16 protein-coding genes are annotated in these 23719 nt (G+C 66.0%); 13 read left to right on the top strand and 3 right to left on the bottom strand.

The features are described from left to right. Positions 1–46 precede the first annotated feature (46 nt). Complete coding sequence (locus tag O7543_RS15555; protein ID WP_281553162.1) at positions 47–1102, bottom strand: LacI family DNA-binding transcriptional regulator; 1056 nt, start codon at positions 1100–1102, stop codon at positions 47–49. Between the two features lie 153 nt (positions 1103–1255). On the opposite strand from O7543_RS15555, the gene O7543_RS15550 reads away from it, so the two are divergent. The 8 genes from O7543_RS15550 to O7543_RS15515 all read left to right on the top strand — a co-directional run bounded on the left by O7543_RS15550 (position 1256) and on the right by O7543_RS15515 (position 9591). After that, positions 1256–2512, top strand: a complete 1257-nt coding sequence (locus O7543_RS15550; protein ID WP_281553163.1) for a maltose ABC transporter substrate-binding protein — start codon at positions 1256–1258, stop codon at positions 2510–2512. Beyond that, complete coding sequence (locus O7543_RS15545) at positions 2512–4053, top strand: ABC transporter permease subunit (RefSeq protein ID WP_281553164.1); 1542 nt, start codon at positions 2512–2514, stop codon at positions 4051–4053. The genes O7543_RS15550 and O7543_RS15545 overlap by 1 nt, the downstream gene beginning before the upstream one ends. Beyond that, positions 4050–4910, top strand: a complete 861-nt coding sequence (locus tag O7543_RS15540; protein ID WP_281553165.1) for a sugar ABC transporter permease — start codon at positions 4050–4052, stop codon at positions 4908–4910. Before O7543_RS15545 ends, O7543_RS15540 begins: the two co-directional genes overlap by 4 nt. 3 nt (positions 4911–4913) lie before the next feature. After that, complete coding sequence (locus tag O7543_RS15535; RefSeq protein WP_281553166.1) at positions 4914–6587, top strand: glycoside hydrolase family 13 protein; 1674 nt, start codon at positions 4914–4916, stop codon at positions 6585–6587. Beyond that, complete coding sequence (locus O7543_RS15530) at positions 6541–6816, top strand: hypothetical protein (protein ID WP_281553167.1); 276 nt, start codon at positions 6541–6543, stop codon at positions 6814–6816. Before O7543_RS15535 ends, O7543_RS15530 begins: the two co-directional genes overlap by 47 nt. Positions 6817–7404: 588 nt before the next feature. After that, a complete protein-coding gene (locus tag O7543_RS15525) occupies positions 7405–7782 on the top strand; it encodes a hypothetical protein (protein ID WP_281553168.1) in 378 nt (125 codons plus the stop codon). A 361-nt stretch (positions 7783–8143) separates the two neighbouring features. Further along, entirely contained in the window at positions 8144–8572 is a 429-nt protein-coding gene (locus O7543_RS15520; protein WP_281553169.1) for a hypothetical protein, read from the top strand. Further along, entirely contained in the window at positions 8569–9591 is a 1023-nt protein-coding gene (locus tag O7543_RS15515) for an IS3 family transposase (protein WP_348650117.1), read from the top strand. The genes O7543_RS15520 and O7543_RS15515 overlap by 4 nt, the downstream gene beginning before the upstream one ends. A gap of 881 nt (positions 9592–10472) precedes the next feature. On the opposite strand, the gene O7543_RS15510 is transcribed toward O7543_RS15515, so the two are convergent. Next, positions 10473–11390, bottom strand: coding sequence for a phosphotransferase (locus tag O7543_RS15510; protein ID WP_281553170.1), 918 nt, complete (start codon positions 11388–11390; stop codon positions 10473–10475). After that, positions 11390–12787 carry a hypothetical protein gene (locus O7543_RS15505; RefSeq protein WP_281553171.1) on the bottom strand — a complete coding sequence of 466 codons (1398 nt, stop codon included), beginning with the start codon at positions 12785–12787 and terminating at the stop codon, positions 11390–11392. Before O7543_RS15505 ends, O7543_RS15510 begins: the two co-directional genes overlap by 1 nt. 336 nt (positions 12788–13123) lie before the next feature. On the opposite strand from O7543_RS15505, the gene O7543_RS15500 reads away from it, so the two are divergent. The 5 genes from O7543_RS15500 to O7543_RS15480 all read left to right on the top strand — a co-directional run bounded on the left by O7543_RS15500 (position 13124) and on the right by O7543_RS15480 (position 23702). Next, positions 13124–13843, top strand: coding sequence for an alpha-amylase family glycosyl hydrolase (locus O7543_RS15500; RefSeq protein ID WP_281555421.1), 720 nt, complete (start codon positions 13124–13126; stop codon positions 13841–13843). 206 nt (positions 13844–14049) lie between these two features. Next, positions 14050–17244: a class I SAM-dependent DNA methyltransferase gene (locus O7543_RS15495; protein ID WP_281553172.1), complete on the top strand. Its 3195-nt coding sequence runs from the start codon at positions 14050–14052 to the stop codon at positions 17242–17244. A gap of 354 nt (positions 17245–17598) precedes the next feature. After that, positions 17599–19062, top strand: coding sequence for a PD-(D/E)XK nuclease family protein (locus tag O7543_RS15490; RefSeq protein WP_281553173.1), 1464 nt, complete (start codon positions 17599–17601; stop codon positions 19060–19062). Then, positions 19034–20191, top strand: coding sequence for a hypothetical protein (locus O7543_RS15485; RefSeq protein ID WP_281553174.1), 1158 nt, complete (start codon positions 19034–19036; stop codon positions 20189–20191). The genes O7543_RS15490 and O7543_RS15485 overlap by 29 nt, the downstream gene beginning before the upstream one ends. Continuing rightward, entirely contained in the window at positions 20184–23702 is a 3519-nt protein-coding gene (locus O7543_RS15480) for a signal recognition particle (protein WP_281553175.1), read from the top strand. The genes O7543_RS15485 and O7543_RS15480 overlap by 8 nt, the downstream gene beginning before the upstream one ends. Positions 23703–23719 lie beyond the last annotated feature (17 nt).

The raw sequence follows: 23719 nt of genomic DNA, 5'->3' as shown, positions 1-23719 counted from the left end.
ATGCCTGCCGGTTCTTGCAAGAGTCAAGCAACCCTTGCGCAAGCTCTCAGCTGGCGGGCGCGGCCGCTGCGGCGGCGAGGTGGGTGACCTGCGGGGCGATGCCGGTGGAGCCCCGGGCCACCAGTTCGGGGCGGAACACGTACTCCGAGTTCGGGGCGGCGTGCCCGTTGATCTCGTCGACCAGGGCGCGGACCGCCGCCACCGCCATCGCGATCACCGGCTGGCGCAGCGTGGTCAGCGGCGGATCGGTGAACGCCATCAGCGGCGAGTCGTCGTAGCCGGCCACCGACACGTCACCGGGCACGGACAGGCCACGCTGCCGGGCGGCCCGGATCGCGCCGAGCGCCATCAGGTCGGAGCCGCAGGTGATGCCGGTGACCCCCTTGTCGAGCAACCGGTTCGCCGCCGCCTTGCCACCCTCCACACCGAACAGTGACAGGGCGGTCAGCTCGTCGATCTCGGCGTCGCTGGCACCGACGAGGCGGCGCATCGCCGCCCGGAACCCGGCCAGTTTGCGCTGCACCGGCAGGAACCGGTCCGGCCCGGTGATCAGTCCGATCCGCCGGTGGCCGAGGGAGACGAGATGTTCCACGGCCAGCTCGCCGGCTTCCCGGTCGTCGCAGGAGACAAACGGGGCTTCGATGCCTTCGGCGTACCCGTTGATCAGCACGATCGGCAGCGGCCGGGCGATCAGTTTGCGGTAGCGGTCGTGGTCGGCGGCGGTGTCGGCGTGCAGGCCGGAGACGAAGACGATGCCGGCGACCTGACGGTCCAGCAGCATCTCCACGTACTCGTCCTCGGTGACCCCGCCGGGGGTCTGGGTGCAGAGCACCGGCGTGTAGCCGGACTGGGCCAGCGCGGACTCGATGGTCTGCGCGAACGCCGGGAAGATCGGGTTGTCCAACTCCGGCACCACCAGGCCGACCAGGCCGGCGCTGCGTTTGCGCAGCCGGGCCGGGCGTTCGTAGCCGAGCACGTCGAGCGCGGTCAGCACCGCCTGGCGGGTCTCCGTAGCCACCCCGGGGCGGTCGTTGAGCACCCGGGACACCGTGGCCTCGCTGACGTCGGCCTGGCGGGCGATGTCGGACAGTCGTGCGCGCATGGCGTTCACGGTAGCGCACCGGCAAGTTCTTGCGACGGTCCCTGCAAGCCCTTCCATTACTTGCAACACCTTGCTAACGTCCCGGCAACACGCGACGAAACCGTGCCGTTAACGCGGCACCGTACTGCAATAACTTCCACGACAGGAGTCCCGATGCGCGTCCATACCACGTCGGTGGCCGCCGGGCTGGCCGCCGCGCTCGCGCTGGCCGCCGCCGGCTGCGGCAGCAGCGACGGCGAACCCGCCACCACCGACAGCCCCGACGCCGCCGCCGGCGGCACCCTGGTCATCTGGGCCGACGACAAGCGCAGCGCCGCCCTCGCCCCGTTCGCCGAGAAGTTCGGCGCCGACAACGGCGTCACCGTCGAGGTCCAGGCCATCAGCAAGGACCAGCAGACTACCTTCGTCACCGCCTCGCAGCAGGGCAGCGGCCCGGACGTGATGGTCGGCGCGCACGACTGGATCGGCAACCTGGTGCAGAACGGCGCCATCGAGCCGGTCCAGCTCACCGGCGACCAGACCGCCGGCTTCGCCGAGGTCGCCATCCAGGCGGTCACCTTCAACGGCCAGGTCTACGGCGTCCCGTACGCGATGGAGAACGTCGCCCTGATTCGCAACACCGCGCTCGCCCCCGACGCCCCGGCCACGATCGAAGAGCTCGTCGCCACCGGCGAGCAGCTCAAGGCCGACGGCAAGGTGTCGGAGATTCTCTGCCTGCAGGTCGGGCAGAACGGCGACGCCTACCACCTGTACCCGCTCTACACCTCGGCCGGCGGCAGCCTGTTCGGCACCACCGCCGCAGGCGACTACGACCCGACGCAGCTCGGCGTCGGCACGCCGGAGTCGATCGCCGCGTTCGAGAAGATCGCCACGCTGGGCGAGAAGGGCAAAGGCGCGCTGAAGCGCTCCATCACCCCGGAGAACTCGATCGCCACCTTCACCAGCGGCAAGTGCGCCTTCCTGGTCTCCGGGCCGTGGGCGATCACCGACGCCAAGGGCGCTGACATCGCGTACGACATCAGCCCGGTCCCCGGCTTCGCCGGTGGCGCGCCCGCGCAGCCGTTCGTCGGCGTGCAGACCTTCTACGTCGCCGCGAAGGGCGAGAACAAGGCCCTGGCGCAGGAGTTCGTCGCCAACTACACCACCCAGACCGACCTGGCCGTCGCCCTCTACGAGGCCGAGCCGCGCCCGCCGGCGCTGACCGCCGCCCTCGACCAGGTCGCCGGGGCCGACCCGGACCTGGCGAAGTTCCAGCAGGCCGGGCAGGGCGGCGCGGTGCTGCCGGCGATCCCCGAGATGGCCGCCATCTGGGACCCGTTCGGCAAGGCCGAGGCCGCGATCGTCGGCGGTGCCGACGTGGCGAGCACGATGACCGCCGCCGGTCAGACGATCGCCGAACAGATCAAGTAATGCGAACCACCGGAGCCGGCGGTCTGCTGGCCAAGGCGCTGCTGCTCGGCCTGGTCGCGGCGATCGCGATCTGGGCGGCGTTCCCGCTGATCGCCGCCGAGGCGTGGGTCGGGCTGGGCATCCTGGTCGTCACGACCGCCGGCATCGGCTACCTCTACCTGGGTCGGCGACACGTGCCGGCGAAGTACCTGATCCCCGGCACCCTGTTCCTGATCGCCTTCCAGATTTTCCCGGTGCTCTACACCGCCTCCACCGCGTTCACCAACTTCGGCGACGGACACCGGGGCAGCAAGACTGAGGCGATCGCGGCCATCCAGGCCACGTCGGTGGTCCAGGTGCCAGGATCCATCGAGTACGCGATGACTGTCGCCACGGTCGGCGACCCGGCCACCGGTGACCTGGTGCTGCTGGTCGTCGACCCGGCCGACGGGGTCGTCTACGCCGGTGACGCCGACGGGTTGACCGAGCTGCCGGCCGGCGACGTCACCGTCACCGACGCCGGCAAGGTGACGGCGGCCGACGGCTACACGCTGCTCAACGCCGGCCAGGCCAGCGCCCGCAGCCAGGAGATCACCGACCTGGCGGTGCCGACCGACGACGGGGCGATCCGCTCCATCGGGCTGTCCCGGGCGTACGAAGGGGTCGCGGTCCGGGCGTACGACGAGGATTGTGATTGTGTGACCGACACCGTGACGGGCACGGTGTGGACGGCCGACGACGACGCCGGCTCGTTCGTCTCCGCCGACGGCGACCGGCTGTTGCAGGGCTGGCGGGTCGGCGTCGGGCTGGACAACTTCACCCGCGTGTTGACCGACCGCAGCATCTCCGGGCCGTTCCTCGGCACCCTGGTCTGGAACTTCGCCTTCGCGATCGGCTCCACCGGCGGCACGTTCGTCCTTGGGCTGCTCTGCGCCCTGGCGCTGCACTCCGACCGGGTGCGGGGGCGCAACCTCTATCGGGTGTTGTTGATCCTGCCGTACGCGATGCCGTCGTTCGCGATGCTGCTGGTCTGGCGGGACATGTTCAACACCGACTTCGGGCTGATCAACCAGTTCTTCGGGTTGACTGTGGACTGGTTCGGGCAGGACTGGTCGGCCCGGCTGGCGGTGATCGGCGTACAGCTGTGGCTCGGGTACCCGTACATGTTCCTGGTCGCCACCGGCGCGTTGCAGGCCATCCCGAAGGAGCTGACCGAGGCCAGCTCGATCGACGGCGCGAACCCGTGGCAGGCGTTCCGCCGGGTGACGTTGCCGCTGCTGCTGGTGGCGTTGACGCCGCTGCTGATCGCCTCGTTCGCGTTCAACTTCAACAACTTCAACGCGATCTATCTGACGACCGAGGGTGGGCCGTTCCCGGCGGACAATCCGAGTGTCGGCGCGACGGATCTGCTGATCACCTACACGTACCGGTTGGCGTTCGGCGCGGCCGGCGCGCAGTACGGCTTCGCCGCCGCCATCTCGATCTTCATCTTCACGCTCGTCGCGGTGATCTCCGCGGTCAGCTTCCGGCGCACCCGGCAACAGGAAGAGGTGTACGCGTGAACCGGCGCTCGTTCACCCGTTGGCTGAGCCGGGTCGGCTGGCGGCACCTGGTGGCGCTGCTGGCGGTGGCGTTCTCGCTGTTCCCGATCGTGTTCGTGCTGTCGGCGGCGGTGAACCCGCTGGGCACCCTGTCGTCGACCGACCTGTTCCCGACCGGGGCGTCGGGCAACAACTTCCGGCGGCTGTTCGCCGACACGGCGTTCGGCCGCTGGTTCGGCAACTCGCTGCTGATCGCCGGGCTGGCGTCGTTCGCGTCGGTGTTCCTGTCGTCGCTGGCGGCGTACGCCTTCTCCCGGATGCGGTTCCGGGGCCGGCGGGTCGGGCTGCTGTCGCTGCTGCTGATCCAGATGTTTCCGCAGTTCCTGGCGATCGTCGCGATCTTCCTGATCTTCTCGACGATCACCGACCTGTGGCCGACGATCGGGTTCAACACCCCGTGGGGGCTGATGCTGCTCTACCTCGGTGGCGCGCTCGGGGTGAACACGTGGCTGATGAAAGGCTTCTTCGACACCCTGCCGAGGGAGTTGGACGAGTCGGCCACCATGGACGGGGCGTCGCACGCCCAGGTGTTCTTCCGGATCATGCTGCCGCTGGTGGCGCCGATCCTGGCGGTCACCGGGCTGCTGGCGTTCATCAACACCATCAACGAGTTCCTGATCGCCAACGTCTTCCTCACCAACCCGGAGGCGAAGACGCTGGCGGTCGGCATGTACGGCCTGGTGGCGGGGGAGCGGAACAACAACTTCGGGATCTTCGCCGCCGGCACGCTGCTGACGGCGATCCCGACGGTGCTGGTGTTCCAGCTGCTCAGCCGCTACATCGTCGCCGGTCTCACCTCCGGGTCTGTGAAGGGTTAGCTTGTGGGCCAGCTGTTCGAGGCGCATCACGACGGATCGTCGTTGTATGCGCCGGGTGCCGCCGCCGGGGTGAACCTGGGTGATCGGGTGTCGGTCTTCGTCCGGGTGCCGGCGGGTGCGCGGCCGGTCGACAAGCTGTGGGTACGCTCCACAGCCGACGGTGAGCCGCGCTTCTCCGAGGCGGTGGTCGACCGGCAGGATCCGAACGGGGACGTGTGGTGGCGGGGCGAGGTGGAGGCCGGTAACCCGGTCACGCCGTACCGTTTCCTGCTGGCCGGCGGCGACTCTGCTGCTGCTGACGGCTCTGCTGCTGGCGGGTCTGCTCGTGGCGGGGGCGGGCGGCGCTGGTTGACCGGGGCCGGCGAGGTCGACCACGACGTGCCGGACGCCACCGACTTCCGGCTCGTCACCCACGATGCGCCGCCGGCCTGGGCCGCCGACGCGGTGATCTACCAGATCTTCCCGGACCGGTTCGCCCGGTCGGCTGCCGCTGACGGGCGGGAGCTGCCGGAGTGGGCGATCCGGTGCGACTGGGACACCCCGGTCGTCGGGCGCGGGCCGGAGACGCCGCACCAGTTCTACGGCGGCGACCTGGACGGCATCCGGGAGCGGCTCGACCACCTGGAGCGGCTCGGCGTCAACACCGTCTACCTGACGCCGATCTTCCCGGCCCGGTCCAATCACCGGTACGACGCCGCCGCGTTCGACCACGTCGACCCGCTGCTCGGCGGGGACGAGGCTTTGGCGCGGCTGTCGGCGGCGGTGCACGCTCGCGGGTGGCGGCTGCTCGGCGACATCACCAGCAACCACACCGGCGACGCCCACCCGTGGTTCACCGCCGCCGTGTCGGACGTGTCGTCGGCGGAGCGGGAGCTGTACTACTTCGGCGACGACGGTGATTACGAGTCGTGGCTGGGTGTGAAGTCGCTGCCGAAACTCAACTGGGGCAGCGCTGAGCTGCGGCGACGGTTCGTCGATGGGCCATCCTCGGTGGCGCGGCGGTGGCTGTTGCCGCCGTACGGGTTGGACGGTTGGCGGATCGACGTGGCGAACATGACCGGCCGGCGCGGTGCCGACGCGCTCACCCTGGAGGTGGCAGCGTTGCTGCGTCGGGCGGTCGCCGAGACCCGGCCGGACGGGCTGATCGTCGCCGAGCACGGGCACGACTTCACCCGTGACCTGGACGCCGACGGTTGGCACGGCACGATGAACTATGCCGGGTTCACCCGGCCGGTGTGGAGCTGGCTGCGGTCACCGACGCTGGAGTTGCCGGACTTCCTCGGCGTACCGGGTGGGGTGCCGGCCCGGTCCGGGTCGGCGGCGTTGGCGACGATGCGCGCCTTTGGGGCGTTGGTGTCGTGGCGGTCGTTGGTGCATTCGTGGCAGCTGCTCGGCTCGCATGATTCGGCCCGAGTGCGGACGGTGGTGGGGGACGCGGGGCGGCAGGAGGTGGCGGCCGGGTTGCAGTTCACGTTGCCGGGGACGCCGATGGTGTTCGCCGGGGACGAGTTGGGGTTGCGGGGCGACAACGGGGAGGGTTCGCGGACGCCGATGCCGTGGGATCGGCCGGGCTCGTGGGATGAGGCGACGTTCGGGGTGTATCGGGCGTTGGTGGCGTTGCGTCGGGGAGGTGCCGGAGCTGCGGCACGGCGGGCTGCGTTGGGTGTACGCCGATGACGACGCCCTGGTCTACTTGCGGGAGTCGCCGTCGGGGTCGGTGTTGGCGTTGGCCCGCCGCGCGGCGGGCGCTCCGGTGCGGTTGACGGGTCTGGTGGCCCCGCCGGACGTTGCTGCTCCGGCACTGGTCAACCTGTACGGCGGGGCACCACCGTTACGCCCCGCCGCCGACGGCACCCTGACCCTGCCGGCCACCGGCCCCACCTTCCAGGTGTGGCGCCTCCCCTGACGCCACATCCTGCCCGGTGAACGCAACGAGTTGCCCATCGAACCCATCCGCTGATGGTGATTCCGGCAAAACCAATCGACACCTCGGCTGCGACATTGTCGACCGCGACCTGATCCGGGCGAGTCCTCGCTCGTCTATGCGCGGAAGTCGAACCCGGGCCCGGTTGGACCCAAAATCGACGCGATGTAACGACCTGATAAGGGTTGGTTTTCCTGGTGGTGGTGTAATAGCTTAATCTTCTTTTGGGTTCATGGCGCCTTTGTTCTGGTTCGCCTTCAACTTGATGACGACGGCGATCATGCCAAATGCAAACCCGAGAATTCCGAGCGCAGATGTTTTGCTCTCTATCTCATTGAAATTGACAAAAAACGATATTATGCTTAGTGAGGTGAAGATTACTGCCAGTAGAGTGCAGATGTACCGTATGGCTCGCAACAATTTCTGCCCTTGGGTTAGTAGTTGCTGTTGTGTTGAGTGAATGCCACTTGGCTCGCCGTAACCCAATGGGGCTTCGGCGAGCCAGTTTGGCTTGCTCTTGAGTTCTTTCTGTAGCTAGTGTCCGCTGCACCAAACTGGGCCAACATACGGATGGCTTACGATGACGCCGTTGCTATTCGAGCAAAAGCCCAGAGCGCCCGCACCGATGGCAAAAAGGCCTGTAACAACGGTGGCCGCGATTGTTCCAACTACGGGGAGGACGATTGCTACTATCGCGGAGAATCCGGCGCCCGCATTCATTGCATTCGTTATTTTGCTGGTTGTGGTTGCGGTGAAGTGAACCTCCATTCCCCACCAGTAGTAGATTACTCCGTTGTGAAAGATGGATGGATTTGCTGGAAAAATCTGCAACTGTTCGTTTGTCAGAAGTTCTCCGCGAAGGACGGCTTGGTTAAGTTCGTCCAAGCTTGCTACGACCTGATCGAACGTCTCCGGGTTGATTCCCGAGTCGGCCGCGGTAGTTTCTAGCTCAAGTGTTCCATCGTCCGCTCGCACAATGCTTGGTGTTAGTCGACTTGTTGCTTCTGCGAAGGCCTCGGCTGCCGCCTGAAGGCTCGGATGTGTAATTACCGCCGGTTGCTCCGGTGTGGCTTGGGCCGAGCTTGGATTGATCAGTCCGAAGGCAAGTGTTAGCGCTACTCCGGTGGCCGAAACCGCTAGTCGTTGCATCCCTCGTATCATGAAGCCTCCTGGTTCGATGGTGATCGATTAGCAGCTTATGTAGCTGAGTTGGTAGGGAGGCAGCCCTCCCTCTCTGTCAGGCTGAGTTGAGACAGGTCGTCTACCAGGGGATACGCTCCCCGGACGGGTCTGAGGGGAGATCATCAGCATGGCAGACAAGTCCATCGGTTCCGGCGATCTGGACGCCAAGCCGGTTCGTCGGACATTCACCGCAGAGTTCAAGGCCAGGATCCTCGCGGAATACGACGCGGCCCCCGACGCTGCGGCCCGGGGTGCGATCCTGCGCCGGGAACGCCTGTACGGATCACACATCCTCGACTGGCGAAAGGCCCGTGATGCGGGCGCAGCGGCAGGCCTGACCGACCGACGCCAGTCCGCCGAACGGACCCGGAAGAACACCGAGTCAGCCGAACTCGCCCGGCTACGTCGACAGAACGCCCGCCTCGAGAACGAGCTGACCAAGACACGCACAGCACTGGACATCATGGGAAAAGCACACGCGCTCTTGGAACTGCTCTCCGAGAGCGCGGACACCGCGACACCCCCGCCGTCCTCGACGAGGCGCACACCGCGCTGACACCACTGTGGGGCACCGCCGCGGCGTGCCGACTGACCGGCCTGTCCCGAGCCACCATCTACCGCCACCGCAACCCGACACCGCCGAAGCCCCGGACACCCCGCAGACCACCACCGTCCGCACTGACCCAGGCCGAACGACAACAGGTCCTCGACCTGCTCAACAGCCAGCCCTACCAGGACCTGGCACCCGCACAGGTATGGGCACGTGAACTCGACGAGGGCCGCTGGTGGTGCTCTGAGTCCACCATGTACCGAATTCTGCGTGCCGCCGGACAGAACGGCGAACGCCGTAACCAGGCGACGCACCCGGCCCGCACCAAGCCGGAACTCGTCGCCGACGCGGCGAACCAGATATGGAGCTGGGACATCACGAAGCTACGCGGACCCGTCAAAGGCGTCTGGTACCACCTGTACACCGTGATCGACATCTGGTCCCGCTACGTCGTCGGTCACCTGGTCGCCGCGCACGAGGACGGCCAACTGGCCGAAGCGCTGATCGCCGACGCCGCCGCCCGCGAACGCGTCGACCCCGACCAGCTGACCGTGCACGCCGACCGGGGCGCGGCGATGACCTGCAAGACCATCACCCAGCTCCTCACCGACCTGAAGATCGGCCGTAGTCACAGCCGACCCAAGACATCCAACGACAACCCGTACATCGAGGCGAGCTTCAAGACCTTGAAGTACGACCCGACGTTTCCCGACCGGTTCGGGTCGATCCAGCACGCCCGGCAGCACTGCGAGGCCTTCTACACCTACTACAACCACGAGCACCGGCACTCCGGGATCGGGCTGCACACCCCCGCCTCGGTGCACCACGGCACCGCCGGACAGATCCGTCAGCAACGGCAACACACCCTCGACGCCGCCCGCGCGGCCCACCCACACCGGTTCGGCCGCCGACGGCCCCAGCCGCCCCGCCTACCGGACCGGGCATGGATCAACAAACCCGACAACACCGCCCCCGACCAGAGCACCACCCCGCCCACGAACACACACCCAGCAACACAAAGCTAAGAAAGATCAAGAATCTGTCTCACTTGACTTGACCGGCTCCGCCTAGCCTTGGCGCAATCTTGAGACAGCGACCGTTCGGTGGTCCCATGCTGTGGAATTGGGAGAGTAGCCCGCTGTTGGCAATTAAGTGGCAGGCTGGCTGAAGCGGGGATGGAACCGCCGCAACGCAATATGCGGTAAACGCCGCCTGGGAGACAGCTGCTGCGGCCCACATGCCTGCAGTCAAGTATTTGTCAAACGTTGCATCCCACGCAACTGACATCTCATCGTTGCTCTCGAAGTTGAGTGGCTGTTCGACCGGATCAACCGACTCGATGAAGGATGGTGTGATCGCTCTGTGATCCGCTGGGCTCGCTGTAGCTGCTGTTGAGAATGATAGGCAGATGCTTGTTAGTGCGACTAGGAGAATAATGCTTCGGGCTACTCTGATGACTGCGTGCAAGACCTCACCACTCCTTCATGTTGCCTCGATTCGTCGACCGTACCTGGGTGTGTGGGGTGCTTCAAGGCGTTGCGCGAGTGGATCATGACTATTTGTAAATACTCGGAGTGTTCGCTGTGGACTGAGTAACTGCTAAAGTTTGTTCGAGTATTGGGTAGTCTTGACCGTGTTTGGAATATGTGATACTGATCCTATCGTGACTAGTGCGCTGGCCGCAATTTGCCAGCTGACCAGGGGTAATCGCGGTTGAGTAGAGTGCGTTGGTGTAACCAGCGAGCGCGATCCTGGTGGTGGTGTCGCTGGGTCGAAGGTGTGACGGGGCGGTTGTGAGGCTGTAGGGAGGCAGTTACAGACCGGCTTGCCGGGCCAGGGTGCCGGAGCCGGGCTGTCCTGTCAGGACTTCTATCGTCGGTCTGGACGACTTGGACCTTGGCGAAACCTAGTCGGTTCGACTGGTGAGGTCTGCGAAGGGGGTCCAGCGTACTGTGTCGTCTTTGTCGCGGGCGGAGGCCAGGCGGACGGCGAACTCGTCGGCGACGCCGGGGGTGCTGGCGAGCAGTGGCACGGCGGCGGCGATCATCTTGAGTTCGCGGGCTTCGCGGAGGGTCGGCCAGGCGTGGTCGGTGGTGACGTCGTAGCCGTACGCCGAAGTGAGCGCCTGGTGTGCGCCGGCCCGACCGAAGCGGATCTCGCCGACGGCGACGGCGGCCAGGTCGACCTGCCACGGGCCGATGCAGGTCGGGTCGAAGTCGCAGAGGACTACGCGGCCGTCGGCTTCGCGGAGCAGGTTGCCGACGTGTGCGTCGGCGTGGACCAGGCCGCGAGCCTGGGCGTTCAGGTCCGCGATGCGTGGTGCGAGCTGGTCGCACCAGTCCAGCAGGACGTCTCGGTCGTCGGGGTTCAGCGCTTCCGCGTCGGTGAGACGGGTGCGGACGTCGCCGACCGGGTCCCACTCGGGCAGCGGGAACGGCGGCAGGCCCAGGGCGTGGAACTCGCGGAGTACCTGACCAAGTTCCTCGACGGTCGGCGGTCGCGGCGTGGGAGCGACGAGCCGCCACACCGTTGCGGAGAGGCCGTCGACCCGTACCGGCTGCTCGATGTCGAGGGCGAGGCGGATGGTGGGGGCGTCGACTGCTGCGAACCAGGTTGCCAGGCGGGCGACCTTCAGCGCCCGGTCGTGCAGGGCGTGGGACCTGGTGATGCGGATGACGAGGCCGGCTGAGGGGAGCGCGTACACGGCGTTGTTGGTCAGCCGCAGCAGCTCGGCGTCGTCGGCGGCGACGCCGAGTTGGGCGGCGATCTGGTGCATTGCCGCTCTCATCGCCTGCTCGGTGAACCGCCCGGCCGATCCGGTCATCAGCTGCCCACGCCTACCGCAGCTACGGTGCGGGAGAAGTCGGCGACGGTGGACAGGCGCTCGTGGCGCTTGAGATCCCGTCGCAGGTTGTGGATGCGGTCCAGGATGCGGGGCGAGCTGAGCTGCCGGGCTTGTTCGATGACGCGGGCACCGACGGCGACTGCCTGCTCGGGCTCGTCGGCCAGGAACAGTGAACTGCACAGGCTGACGCCGTTGAGCGCGCTGCTGCGGACGTTCTGCGAGCCGAAGGTGTCGATGGCTTGCGCGACAGTGCGGGTGGCGGCCTCGCCGTAGCGGTTGCTGTTGTCCATGCGGGCGAGGTCGCGGTATACCCGCCCGTACTGGGCGAGGAGTTCGCCGCGGTCGTAGAAGCGCATCCAGTCCGGTTCGTTGTCCGGGTTGATGCGGTCGAACTCGTCCGTGGCTGCTCCGAGCGCGCGTGTTGCCGACGGCCCGTCGCCGAGTGCGGCGAGGGAGGCGGCCTCGGCTCCGTGGAGCATCGCGCTGACAGCCGGGGTGACCTGCCGGCCTACCTCGTCGCGGGCCAGCCGAAGCGTCTCCAGCGCATCCTTGTTGTGCCGCAGGTGCTGGAACTGGCGGGCCTGGCAGTAGCGCACCCGTGCGGTAAGCAGTACGTCGTTGGCGGCGGCGGCCAGCCGCTCGGCCAGGAGGAAGTGCCGCTGCGCGTCGAGATGCCGGCAGGCGTCAAACGCGGTCCAGCCGGCGAGTTGCCGAGCTGACGCGACGGACCGCAGTAGCCGTGGGCCGAGCGTCGTCGGGTGCGGCTGGTCCAGTAGGGCTGATGCGGAGTCGGCCAGCTGTGCGACGTCGCGGTGGAGCGCGCCGCCACCGCGTTCGTAGTCGATGGACCGGTAGAGGGAGATCACGGCGTCGAGCCGGTCAACGTCACCGTGTCCGAGTCGACGCGAACCGCTGTCAGCGGAGCCGCCGAGCAGACCTGCCGATGCTGCGACTGCTGTGATTCCCCGGAGCAGGGCGCGACGGTTCGCATCCGGTTCTCCGGCCGTCAGGTGATCTGGCATCTGCTCGGGTCGCATATCGTCCTTCGGGAGTCCGCCGGTCGGGTCGGTCTCCGGTCCCGCCGGTCGAGGGTAGGCCCTTTGGACCAGGGCGACTGTGGTCCTCAGCTCGCGTGCTGGCCGGAATCCGAGTTCGTCGTCGGTGTCGGCGTTGAGGGCGATGCGTAGGGCGGTGCGGTAGTCCTCGGCGGGGTAGCGGATCTTGCCGTTTTCGAGTTTGCCCAGGTAGTTGGCGGTGAAGGCGCTGTGGGCTGCCGGTCCGGGGTCGGGGTAGAGGATCTTGTTGACGGCGTCGGCGAGCTGCCGGCGGGTCAGGCCCAGGCGTTCGCGTGCTGCGGTGAGTGGATGGTTCTGCATGACACCCCCGATGTGTGGCGCACGATCTGATGCGTGGTGGCGCGAACTGCCTGTGGCGGTAATCGATTTTGGACAGTATCCCACCTGGTGAATGCCGCCTTCAACCATCTGTGTCGAGCAATTCCGGGCCCTGCCAGGGAATGCGTCAACGACGGATTGTCAAGAGGGGAGGCAGGGGATGGTTCTCGCAACGGGAAGCATCCCTTCCAGTAGTGCGGGAGCGTGGCCACCCACCGCTGGACGCCAGCGCGACCGACGGCGGCAGGATCCGCGGAAGCCACGTCCACCGAGTCACAGGGTCTGCCGGCCCGGTCGGGGTCGGCGGCGTTGGCGACGATGCGGGCGTTCGGGGCGTTGGTGTCATGGCGGTCGCTGGTGCATTCGTGGCAGCTGCTCGGCTCGCATGATTCGGCCCGAGTGCGGACGGTGGTGGGGGACGCGGGGCGGCAGGAGGTGGCGGCCGGGTTGCAGTTCACGTTGCCGGGGACGCCGATGGTGTTCGCTGGGGACGAGTTGGGGTTGCGGGGTGAGAACGGGGAGGGTTCGCGGACGCCGATGCCGTGGGATCGGCCGGGTTCGTGGGACGGGGCGATGTTCGGGGTGTATCGGGCGTTGGTGGCGTTGCGTCGGGAGGTGCCGGAGCTGCGGCACGGCGGGCTTCGTTGGGTGTACGTCGATGACGACGCTCTGGTCTATCTGCGGGAGTCGCCGTCCGGGGCGGTGTTGGCGTTGGCCCGGCGTGCGTCGGGTGCTCCGGTGCGGTTGACCGGCCTGGTGGCCCCGCCGGACGCTGCTGCTCCGGCCCTGGTCAACCTGTACGGCGGCGCACCACCGCTGCGCCCGGCCGCTGACGGCACCCTGATCCTGCCGGCGGACGGCCCCACCTTCCAACTCTGGCGCCTTAGCCTGAAACACCCTCCTGCCTTGGCGGCGCTGCGAAGCTCGACGCCTGCCACCTCTACATGCGAGTCAGAGGTGGCAGGCGTACAGCTCAGCAACAAGATGCGCCACGGCTGGCTGCCGTCATGCGGCGACTCATACCAGGTCCCGACTTGATGGTCTGCGTACACCAGATTGTGGCCAGGAGGTGCGGCGAGTTGTGCCCGGTAGCCTTGGACGGTGGGGTTTCCACGACGGCCAGGATCTTGTCCACGCCCGCGACCAGGGCGTCGCCATGGTGGTCGCTTCCGTGCCCAAATGACCGGAGAAGCAGTGGATTGCAATGATCGACGTGGTCGCTGGTGGGGACAGCGGGGGAGTCTATGACGAGCGACGCCAGGGACTGGTCTGGTCTGGTTTGGTCCGTTGCCGACCTGCTGCGCGGTGACTACAAGCAGTCCGACTACGGCGCTGTGATCCTTCCAATGACGGTGCTGCGTCGCGTGGACTCGTTGCTGGAGCCCACGAAGGCCGACGTTCTCTCCCGTCTCGACCAACTCGGTGCGGAAGGAGCGACGGATCGTGACGCCACGTTGTGCGCAGTCACAGGGCTGCCGTTCTACCACACCGGCCCGCTGACCTTCGGGGCGTTGGCCACCAACCCGGACACCTACCTCCAGGGTTTCTCGGCTGTAGTGGCCGACTTGCTGGCTGCATTCGACTTCGGCCTGCAGGTAACCCTGCTGCGGGAGTCCGGGTTACTGGTCCGGGTGGTGGAGCGGTTCGCCCAGATCGATCTGGGGCCTCGGACAGTAAGTGACCGTCAGATGGGTGAAATCTTCGAGGAACTCGTTCGGACCGTGGCCGAACTCAGTAGCGAGATTGCTGGAGAGTACAACACTCCGACGGACGTCGAAAGGCTCATGGCTGCCTTGCTGCTGGCTTCGGACCGCGAGACCGGCGGGCTGACCGTTTACGACCCAGTCTGCGGCACCGGCGGAACTCTTCTCGAGGCCACCCGGCAGATCAGGGAACGCAATCCGTTCGCCACCGTCGAGGCGTACGGGCAGGAGCTCAACCGGCAGACGTACGCGATTTGCCGATCCACGATGCTCATGAAGAACATGAATCCCCACCACATCGTGCTCGGAGACACGCTGAGCCAGGACCGCTTTTCGGCGGCCCAGTTCGACTATCTCATCGCCGTGCCGCCGATGGGCGTCGAGTGGAAGAGGGCCGAGCAGTTCGTCCAGAACGAGGCCCGGCACGGCCACGCCGGGCGGTTCGGAGCGGGCTTGCCGCGAACTAACGACTCATCCTTGCTGTTCCTGCAACATATGCTCGCGAAGATGAAACCACTGGACGCCGGCGGTAGCCGGATCGCGGTCCTCTTTAACGGATCTCCCCTGCACACCGGCGCTGCCGGGTCTGGTGAGTCGGATATTCGGCGCTGGATCCTGGAGAATGACCTGCTCGAAGGAGTCGTCGCGCTGCCCGATCAGCTGTTCCCCAACACCCGCATTTCCACCTATGTCTGGGTGCTCACCAACCGCAAGGAACGGGAGCTGCAAGGACGGGTCATCCTACTCAACGCTCGCGACGAGTGGCAGCGGATGCGAAGGTCATGGGGCGACAAGCGGAAGTACGTTGCTGCTGAGCAGGCCGATCTCATCGTTGCTGCCTACCGCGATGCGCTCTCTGTCTCACACAATCCGCAAGATTCTCGCCACCTCCGGCTCCGGGTACTCGCCAATGAGGACTTCGGCTACCAGCGTGTGGTCGTCGAACGCCCGCTGCGAGTACGGTTCGACCTCACTGAGAGGAACCACGCCAAGCTCACCAAAGGCGCGGAGGGCCTCGCGGCTGTGCTGCGCCCGCTGATCGGGTCGTCTTGGAAGAGCAGGAGTAAGGCCCTTGGCGTCCTGCGCGCGACCGCGAAGGCCGGTGGACAGGACTGGCCCGACACAGCGTCTTTCAGCGCCCTCGTGAGTCGGACGCTCCGGACCCGGGACCCGCAGGGGGAGATCCAGAAGAACCGTGGACTGATTGAACCCGATCCCGCGCTGAGCGAGGTGGTCAACCTCCCGCTACACCGTGACCCGGACGGCTACCTGAACGACGATGGGCATCCGGACGCCTGGATCGAGCGCGGCAAGATCAGGATCGGCTATGAGATCCGGCTCAGCCACTTCTTCGTCCGCACGCTCAACGCGAACTTCGATCACCTTGGGCGCTTCGCGCGCCAACGAACGGCCAAACCGGGTTTCACCGGCGTGGACAGCGGCGGAAGTGGCTGGCCGCACTTGACCGCGCAGAACCTGCACACCGCCGACTCGGCGGTGGCGCTCCCCGAGATCCTGGTCTCCGCGACGTCGGTACCGAAAGCAACGTCCCTGACCCTTTGCGAGGGCGGCGACTTGGTCGGATTGCCGGGCAACTGGCGTCTACTGCCAGCCAATTTCGGCGAGGCGGTTACCGCGATGTTCGTGCTCCAGCCCTCCGAAGGCCACGGGCACGTTCTCGCCGAATGGCTGAACTCTCGTCCGGACGACGCGACCACGTTGCGGATGACGTCGAGCCAACTGTTGGACACTCCGGTCCCGGTCGACATGGTCAGACCGGAAATTGAAGACTTCCTGGAAGTCGTACAGGAGGGCCGGCACAAGATGCGCGCGACGGCCGCCAGCACCCTGCCGAACGTCTTTGCCGGTCCACAGACCGACGTCCAGCGGCTGCGCGACGAGATCCGGTCAGCGGCCAACGAGGCCTGGCTGATCGCTGATCTGATGCGCCCAGTCGAGGACCCTGTCGGTCGGGCCGAGTGGAGCTATCCGTACCACATTGCCTCGCTTGCCCGGCGCTACCGGATCGGTACCCACCCGGCTGAGCAGAAGGACGGCCTACTCAAACTCGGCGAGGGCATCGCCCGAGTGCTCGGCATTCTTGCTCTCAGCGAGATCGCCGCCCACGGCGAGATTGACGCTCACCTGCGTCGGTCGTTCCAGAAGGGTGCCACGTTCGGCACATGGACAACGGCCATCCAGAAGTTTGTCGAAAGTGTCAACGAGCCGAGCCTGCCCGACCTGGCTCGGCTTGCGGACCCAGACGGCGTGAGTGCCCTGCTAGAGAGGATCCGGGAACTCCGGAACGACACGCACCACTCGCATGGCATCCGTGCCGGCTTCGAGATTGAGAAGGATGTCCGGGCATTAGACCCTCACGTCGTCGCCGTGATCACCTCTGTCAACTGGCTGGCCGGCAACGCTTGGGACTGGGTAGAGCGCTGCGAGTACCTGGACGAGTCCTCCTACCGCATCGTCGGCCTGACGCTGCGGGGAAGCCACCCCGGCTGGGAGCCGTTCGACCGACCGAGTACCTATCCGCAGAGGCCCCAGCGCGTTTACGTGACCGGCTCGGGTGGAATCCCCATCACCCTCTGGCCGTTCGCGGAGGTCAGCATCTGTGAAACCTGTCAGACAAGGGAGCTCTTCCTCCTAGATCAGTGGCTGGAAGACACTCTGATCTTACGAAGCCTGGAGGAGCACGAAATCACGCTGACCTACTCCGGGCGGACGTAGCCCCGAACGAGCATTTCGGACGAAGCCCCAGCTCTGGTATCGCGGCTTGCGATCAAGTTGCAAGGTGCTGTACTTTGCGGACACCCTCGTCGTGGGAGCGTGATGTCAGACAGTACGCCCTATTCTCGCGAACATAGTGATGCTCCTCTCCTCGTCCCGAGCCAGAGAACACCCGAGGACACCCCGCCTGTAGGACCTTGGGCTGCGCCGTCTGAACTCATCGGCAGCGTGTCACCTATCCGTGTGGGACTGAGCGCCTTGGCCAGGGGAGGTAGTAGATGCGCGATGCACCTTGCGGTGAAGTCGAGGCCAGGGCTCAAGCCCGCAGCCTGGCCACGTCGAGATAAGCCTCCAGTGCCGGTGCGGCTGGTCATGGACGTATTGGACGCCGTGGAATTCGACCGCCGTCCGGTCGGTGAGGCGTTGAACTTGGTGCTGACAAGACAATCGATTCATGAAGGTCTAGCAGCTTTCATTAAGCATGCCGCACACCGCTACCTATCGATCCGCGAGGCAGAACCATCGATGTTGCCGGTTGCCCGTTGGTGGGTGGTCCAGCATATCGATCAAGGTGTCCGCGAGCTATGGGCTTGGGGTCGCCGCTACCGCTCGGCCGACGGTGCAATGCGCGAACTGCGGCTAATTCGCATCGCGAACATGCTGGAGCGACGGCGGAGCGAGGCCGAGGTTGCGGTCGCGGCCTACACCGCCGCGTACGGCCGTCCCGCGTCGTGGCCGGATGAGTGGGACAAGAAGTTCTCAGTCCGGGCACGCGAAGAAGTGTCTCGCGTTGTGGTTGCTGAAATCGACCTAACCGAAGGCTTGAGAAACGTCCTGTTCGACGGATCCGTCGAGGATGCCGCCGCGCTCTATGAAAAGGATGGACGTCGCGCAGCGATCCAGGTCCTTAACGGTCAGAAGCGCCGCCCAGGCGGCGATTGTCTAAAATGCCGCCTCGTGCTGGCTTGCGAGGAAGTGGCGCGAGCGCCGGGGCTACTGGGATTGCGGGCACACCGGCGTGCGACGCTACGCCAAGTGTCGATCAGCGACCTTCGCTACTACGCCAACTGCCCGGCCCAACATCACTTGCAGACCTTGCATCTGCCCAAGGCCAACGAGTACTCAACTCCGGCTCGCATCGGTCAGGCAGTCCATCGCTACCTGGAGACGCTGCACGCGATAGCAAACGGACCGTGTCAACCTTCGGACATGCCAGCTGAGACCAGCTGGCACGACCGGCAGTGGGGACTCGATGCTGACGCAGCCGAGGTCGGTCTGCGGATGCTCGCGCATCACCCCTCCGTGTGTCCCCTCCAGGAGCACGCCTCAGACCTCAGGATCGAAGAAACCTTCGTCTTTCATGACACTGCTGCCCAGGCGCTGGTGATCGCCAAGCCCGACCTCGTCTATCGAGACGACGATGTCTGGGTATGGCGCGAGACCAAGACAACCCGACGACGCCCCAGCGGCGATGTCGTCGCAGAGTTCCCACAGGTCGCGCTCGCCACGGTTGTTCTCGGGCGTGGCCTGCTAGGCGGGCCCGTGGAAGGTTCCCGAGTCGAACTTGAGATCCTCCGGCCCACCGGTGCGGATCTCATCCTGTTCGACCCGTCGGACCCGCAGCAGCTGGATGAGGCGTACTCGGTCCTGCGGAAGATGGCGCAGCCATGGCGCGAGGATGACGCCTTCGCTGCGGTGCCCGGCAAAAACTGTCGTACCTGTCCGGTACATAAGTGGTGTCCCAGCGCGGCGGAAACGGACCCGCCGCCGTCCTCTCAGGAGACCGCCAGTGGTGCCGACCCAGAACAGCCGGCCTGACCTGTCCACCTTCACCGGGGTGACGCTGCTGCGCATGGTTGCGACCGCCCTGGTGAACCTGTCGCGTCACGACAGGTCTCCGGACCCGATCTACTCAGATAAGGTGCAGAAGGCTTACAACCACTTGGTCCTGCAATGTCTGTTACGCGAGATGGAGCCACCGGCCAGCGTCGCAGACATGGCTCGCTGGGCGGCGACCAAGCCGATCGGACGTTGGCCGTTGGACCTGCCAGCGGAAGCCGAGAACCTGGATGAGTTCTTGGTAGACGCGCGGACCGGAGTTCCCACACAGCGGTGCTACGAGTGGGAGGTCTCCGGTCCTGATGCCGCAGCCGAGCTCTTCGAGAACGAGATCATCCGCACGGTCTTCGCGCAGTGCGAGGCGGCACGATCGCCGCAGTCCTACACCGCGTTCCGGTATCTTCTGATCCACAAGCCGGTCCTGACTGGTATCGACAAGGCGACGCTGATCGGTGAGCATCCTGAGCTGGGCATCGTTCTGGAAACGGTGAACCGGTGCTACGAGCCGGCCCCATCTGCCTATCGAGGTACCGACGGGCGCTTCGCTACGTGCGCGCGCTGTAACTGCCTGCTAAAACCCGATGGGCGGTCCTGGCAGTGCGAGCTGGATCGCTGTCGCCGCGAAGCCCACGCCATCCCGAAAGAGTTCATCGACGATCGCTCGACCAGCGGGCTGTACTTACTGCGAGCGCCGCTGCGTATGTTTATCACCGGCCCAGGACTGGCCGAGGTCGAGCTGGAACAGAAGCTCATCGGCAAGGGCCTCGTCCCAGAGATGTGGCCGGGTTGCGACGCCTACGACCTGAGGATCACGCTACCGAACCGGCAGGTCTGGGCCATCGACGTGAAAGACCGGGCCAACTCGGCCCTGCTCGGGCACAGCGCCACCCGGTTCCGACCGGAACCGCCGTACAACCGGGCCTTTTTGGTGGTGCCGCAGTACCGGTTCGACGACCGAGGGGACTACCAGATCGTCTTTGAGCATTTCTGCCCGCCAAAGGTTAAGGAGCAGGTGACCCTGCTCAGCGATAAGGCGTTTCTCCGAATGTTGACAACCACCTTGACTCGGCTGCGTAGGAACGGCTCTGCGGGAGGCGACGATGCGTGATCGCAGTAGCTGGCACAGCGGCCTCGCCGGTGAATTCCGTGGAGCGTGGAGGTCACCTGCCGGGTTCGGCATCGGTGACTTGCTCGACGTTGAGCTGGCCATCTACCTCGGCACCCAGGTCATGCCGACTCGGCCGGTGCGCGACGTCTGGACGCTGCTCAGCGGCTACCCGTATGAAGAGGCATTCGGCGATGTAGGCACCAGAGAAGCGCGGCTGATGATCCGGCGGGCCCGGCATTTCCTGTGGGACCGCAGCCGCCGCTACACCTGGCACAACTCGCTGCATATGTATCTGGACATAGACATTACGCTGCGCGGCTACACGTTCGAGACCATCGACGATCTACCCAAAGCGCTCGAGCCCACGCGCGCGCACGACCGCAGGGACGTCTACGAACGGCTGCTGACCCAGCCGCCTCCTCTGGAGCGGCGCGAGCTGCCCATCGCCGGTGCCGGAGACCACTTGTTTTACGTCCGCGACCAGCGCCACTCCGTGAATATCCCCCCCGACCTGATCGGCCTCAAGCCCTGGATCAGGCATGACATCGGTGCGGTGCCGGCAGGCAAAGGCGAACCGATCACCGTCACCATGGCCGAACTGGAAGCCGCCGCCGATGCCATGGACGCGCTGGAGCTCGCCGCCAAGGCTGCGGATCTGGCGAAGAACCGCACGTCGGGCAAGTCCAACGATTGGAAGAAGCGTCTACGGCGGGTCGAGTTGCTGCTGCGCGACGAAGCAGCCGGGGCGTTCCAGACCCATCCCCGGCTGCGCATCGACAGGCTAATGAACCTGGTCGGCATGGTCGGCGCGGGCAAATCCACGATTCGCGACATTCTGGCCTTCCAACTCGCCACCCGCGAGCACCTGGCCGACCGACGCCGGACCACGATCGTCGTCGGTGACGTCGCCGAGGTGCTGACCATCACCGAACAGTTCCGCCGCCTCGGGGTGCACGCCGCGCCGATCCTGGGAAAGTCCACCCTCGAACGGAACATCCAGCGGTTGCACCGGCGCAGCGAGTCTGCGACACAAACCATGCTGAATCATGACAACCCCGGTTTCGCGCACCTGTCGAGCGCCTGCCCGCTCGACGCCCTACGGGGGTTCGAGGCACGCCGGGCGCTGGCGATTACTGCCGCGCCATGCACCGGCTTGTACAACGCTGACGATGTCGAGAAGGCCGAGATCGAGCACGATCCCGATCCCGACCCCGCCAGCACGGGGTTCCGGCGTCGCCGTAAGCCGGCAAGGCCGAAACGTCATGGATGCCCGTTATGGACTGCGTGCCCGCGGCACAGCGCGGCCCGCGACCTGGTCGACGCGCAGATCTGGGTCGCTACGCCGGCATCGCTGGTCCACAGTCGTGTGCCCGACCATCTCAACGACGAGAACATGCGCTACCTGGAGTTGGCCTGCCGTCGCAGCGACCTAATCATCGTCGATGAGGCAGACCGGGTACAGATGCAGCTCGACACCGCGTTCGCGCCGGCGGCGACGCTGGTGGCCCGTGGTTCGGAGTCGTGGCTCGACGAGGTCGGCAAGCACAAGCTCACCGAGCTGGCCGCGCAGGGTCGACTGCAGTTGTCGAGTGACGAGACCGACGATTGGAACAACGCGCTCAACACGGTCATCACGGCTACCGACCGGATCTACTCTATGCTGATTAACGACGAGCCGTTGCGGCGATGGATCACGCAGGACTACTTCAGCGCGATGACCTTGCACCAGTGGCTGATCAATGAGTGGTTCCCCGATCTGCGCAGGCGCAACCGCAACGATGATGATCATGACATGGCCCCCGACGAGGACAAGCTTGCTTCCCAACGGGCCGAGCTCCAGCGTGTCGACACCGTTCTCGGTAGCTTCCGCGACTCGCCGCTGACCCCGTTGCGTGGGCGTGGTCCCGAGGATACGCTCACCGAGCTGGTCAACGCGCTCGTGGCGATGGCGACCGAGTTGCTGCACGCCCCCCGTGGGGTATTCGTTCGCGAGTTCAGCCGTGAGCGACTCAAGAAATTGCTGCGCCAGCTCGTCCCGAACAATGCCTCCGTCGCCGGTGATCTTGACGCCAATCTGCACCGCTTCGAATTCACCCTCGTCCTAGCAGTCCTGCACGATCGTCTTGACCGCATGACTATTCTGTGGCCTCGCGTCGAAGCTGCGCTCAACCTGGACTCGACCTCCAACGTTCTGTCGCGCCGCCCGCCTAAGGACTACATGCCGGTGGTCCCCGAATCTCCCATGGGCAATGTGCTGGGCTTTCAGTTCCAGGCCGGCGACCGCAACCAGGACGGCGACCAGAGCGGTGAACTGCGGTTCTTCCGTTGCAATGGCGTCGGCCGCGAGCTGCTGCTGGAGCTGGCCGACATCCCTGCCGTAGACAAACGGCCCGGTCCGCATGTGCTGCTGATGTCGGCCACCAGCTGGGCCGGCACCTCCAGCCGCTACCACCTGCACGCTCAGGTCGACGCCGTGCTGCGGCCCCACGAACACGAGGTCTCCGCCATCAAGAAGAGCACCTTCCGCAAGCTCTTCCTCTACCCACCCGGCGTCACCACCGCTTTGAGGCTGTCAGGCACCGACCCTCGGCAGCGCCCCGCCCAGCTCGAGCAGATGCTGCACCAACTGGCCGTACCTGACCGCAGCCTGGCCGGTGCGACCTCGCTGCTGCAGCAGGAACTGGACGACATCGACGACCCGCAACGCCGCAGGATCCTGTTGCTGGTCGGCAGCTACGCCGAGGCACAACGTGCCGGGCACTACCTCAACAACCTGCCGGAGTGGACCGGCAACGTCACGGTCCTGGTATCCGACGACACCGACCTTGACCACTCCTGGAGCAACCTGCCCGCCGACACCAGCCAGCTACACCTTCGCCGCGGCGAGCTGACCAAGTTTCCCGACATCGGCGGGCAGCTGCTGATCGCGCCGCTGCTGGCCGTCGAGCGCGGGCACAACATCGTGGTTCCTGGCGGCAAAGCCGCCATCGGCAGCGTGTATTTCCTCGCCCGTCCGCATCACCGCCCCGATGACATCACCCTGGCCACCCAGGCGATCAACGATTGGGCGGTTCGCCAAGTTCGAGGCCCAGGCCGCGGCTTCGCCCAGACCGCTCTGGCCGCTGGCAGCCCGGACGACGCCGGACTGCGCTTCCGGGCCGAAGCCGCCCGCAAATGGCACCGCTTCCTCACCCGCCGCCTGTCCTGGACCAGCCTGCCTCCCGATGAGAAGTCGGCCTTCACCTGGGACCAGCTCGTGGTCATCTGGCAGGTCATCGGACGACTCGTGCGCGGTGGCGTCGCCGCCCGTGTCTACTTCGTAGACGGAGCCTTCTCACCCCGCGAGGCCGGCTTCACCGGAGACGACACCCCAGCGACCAGCCTGCTCGCCAGCATGCTGCACGAACTCGCTCCCTACTTCGACCCCGAGTCGGCACAAACGGCGATCGACCGATCGCTGGTTCAAGCCCTCTACGACCCGCTCTACCGCGCCCTGCGCGACATGAATTGACCGTCTCACGCTCGGAC

This window comes from Solwaraspora sp. WMMA2080 (assembly GCF_027497395.1).
In the GTDB taxonomy this organism is placed as follows: domain Bacteria; phylum Actinomycetota; class Actinomycetes; order Mycobacteriales; family Micromonosporaceae; genus Micromonospora_E.
Note: the sequence above shows the minus strand (reverse complement) of the source record. Positions and strands in the feature narration are given on the sequence as shown.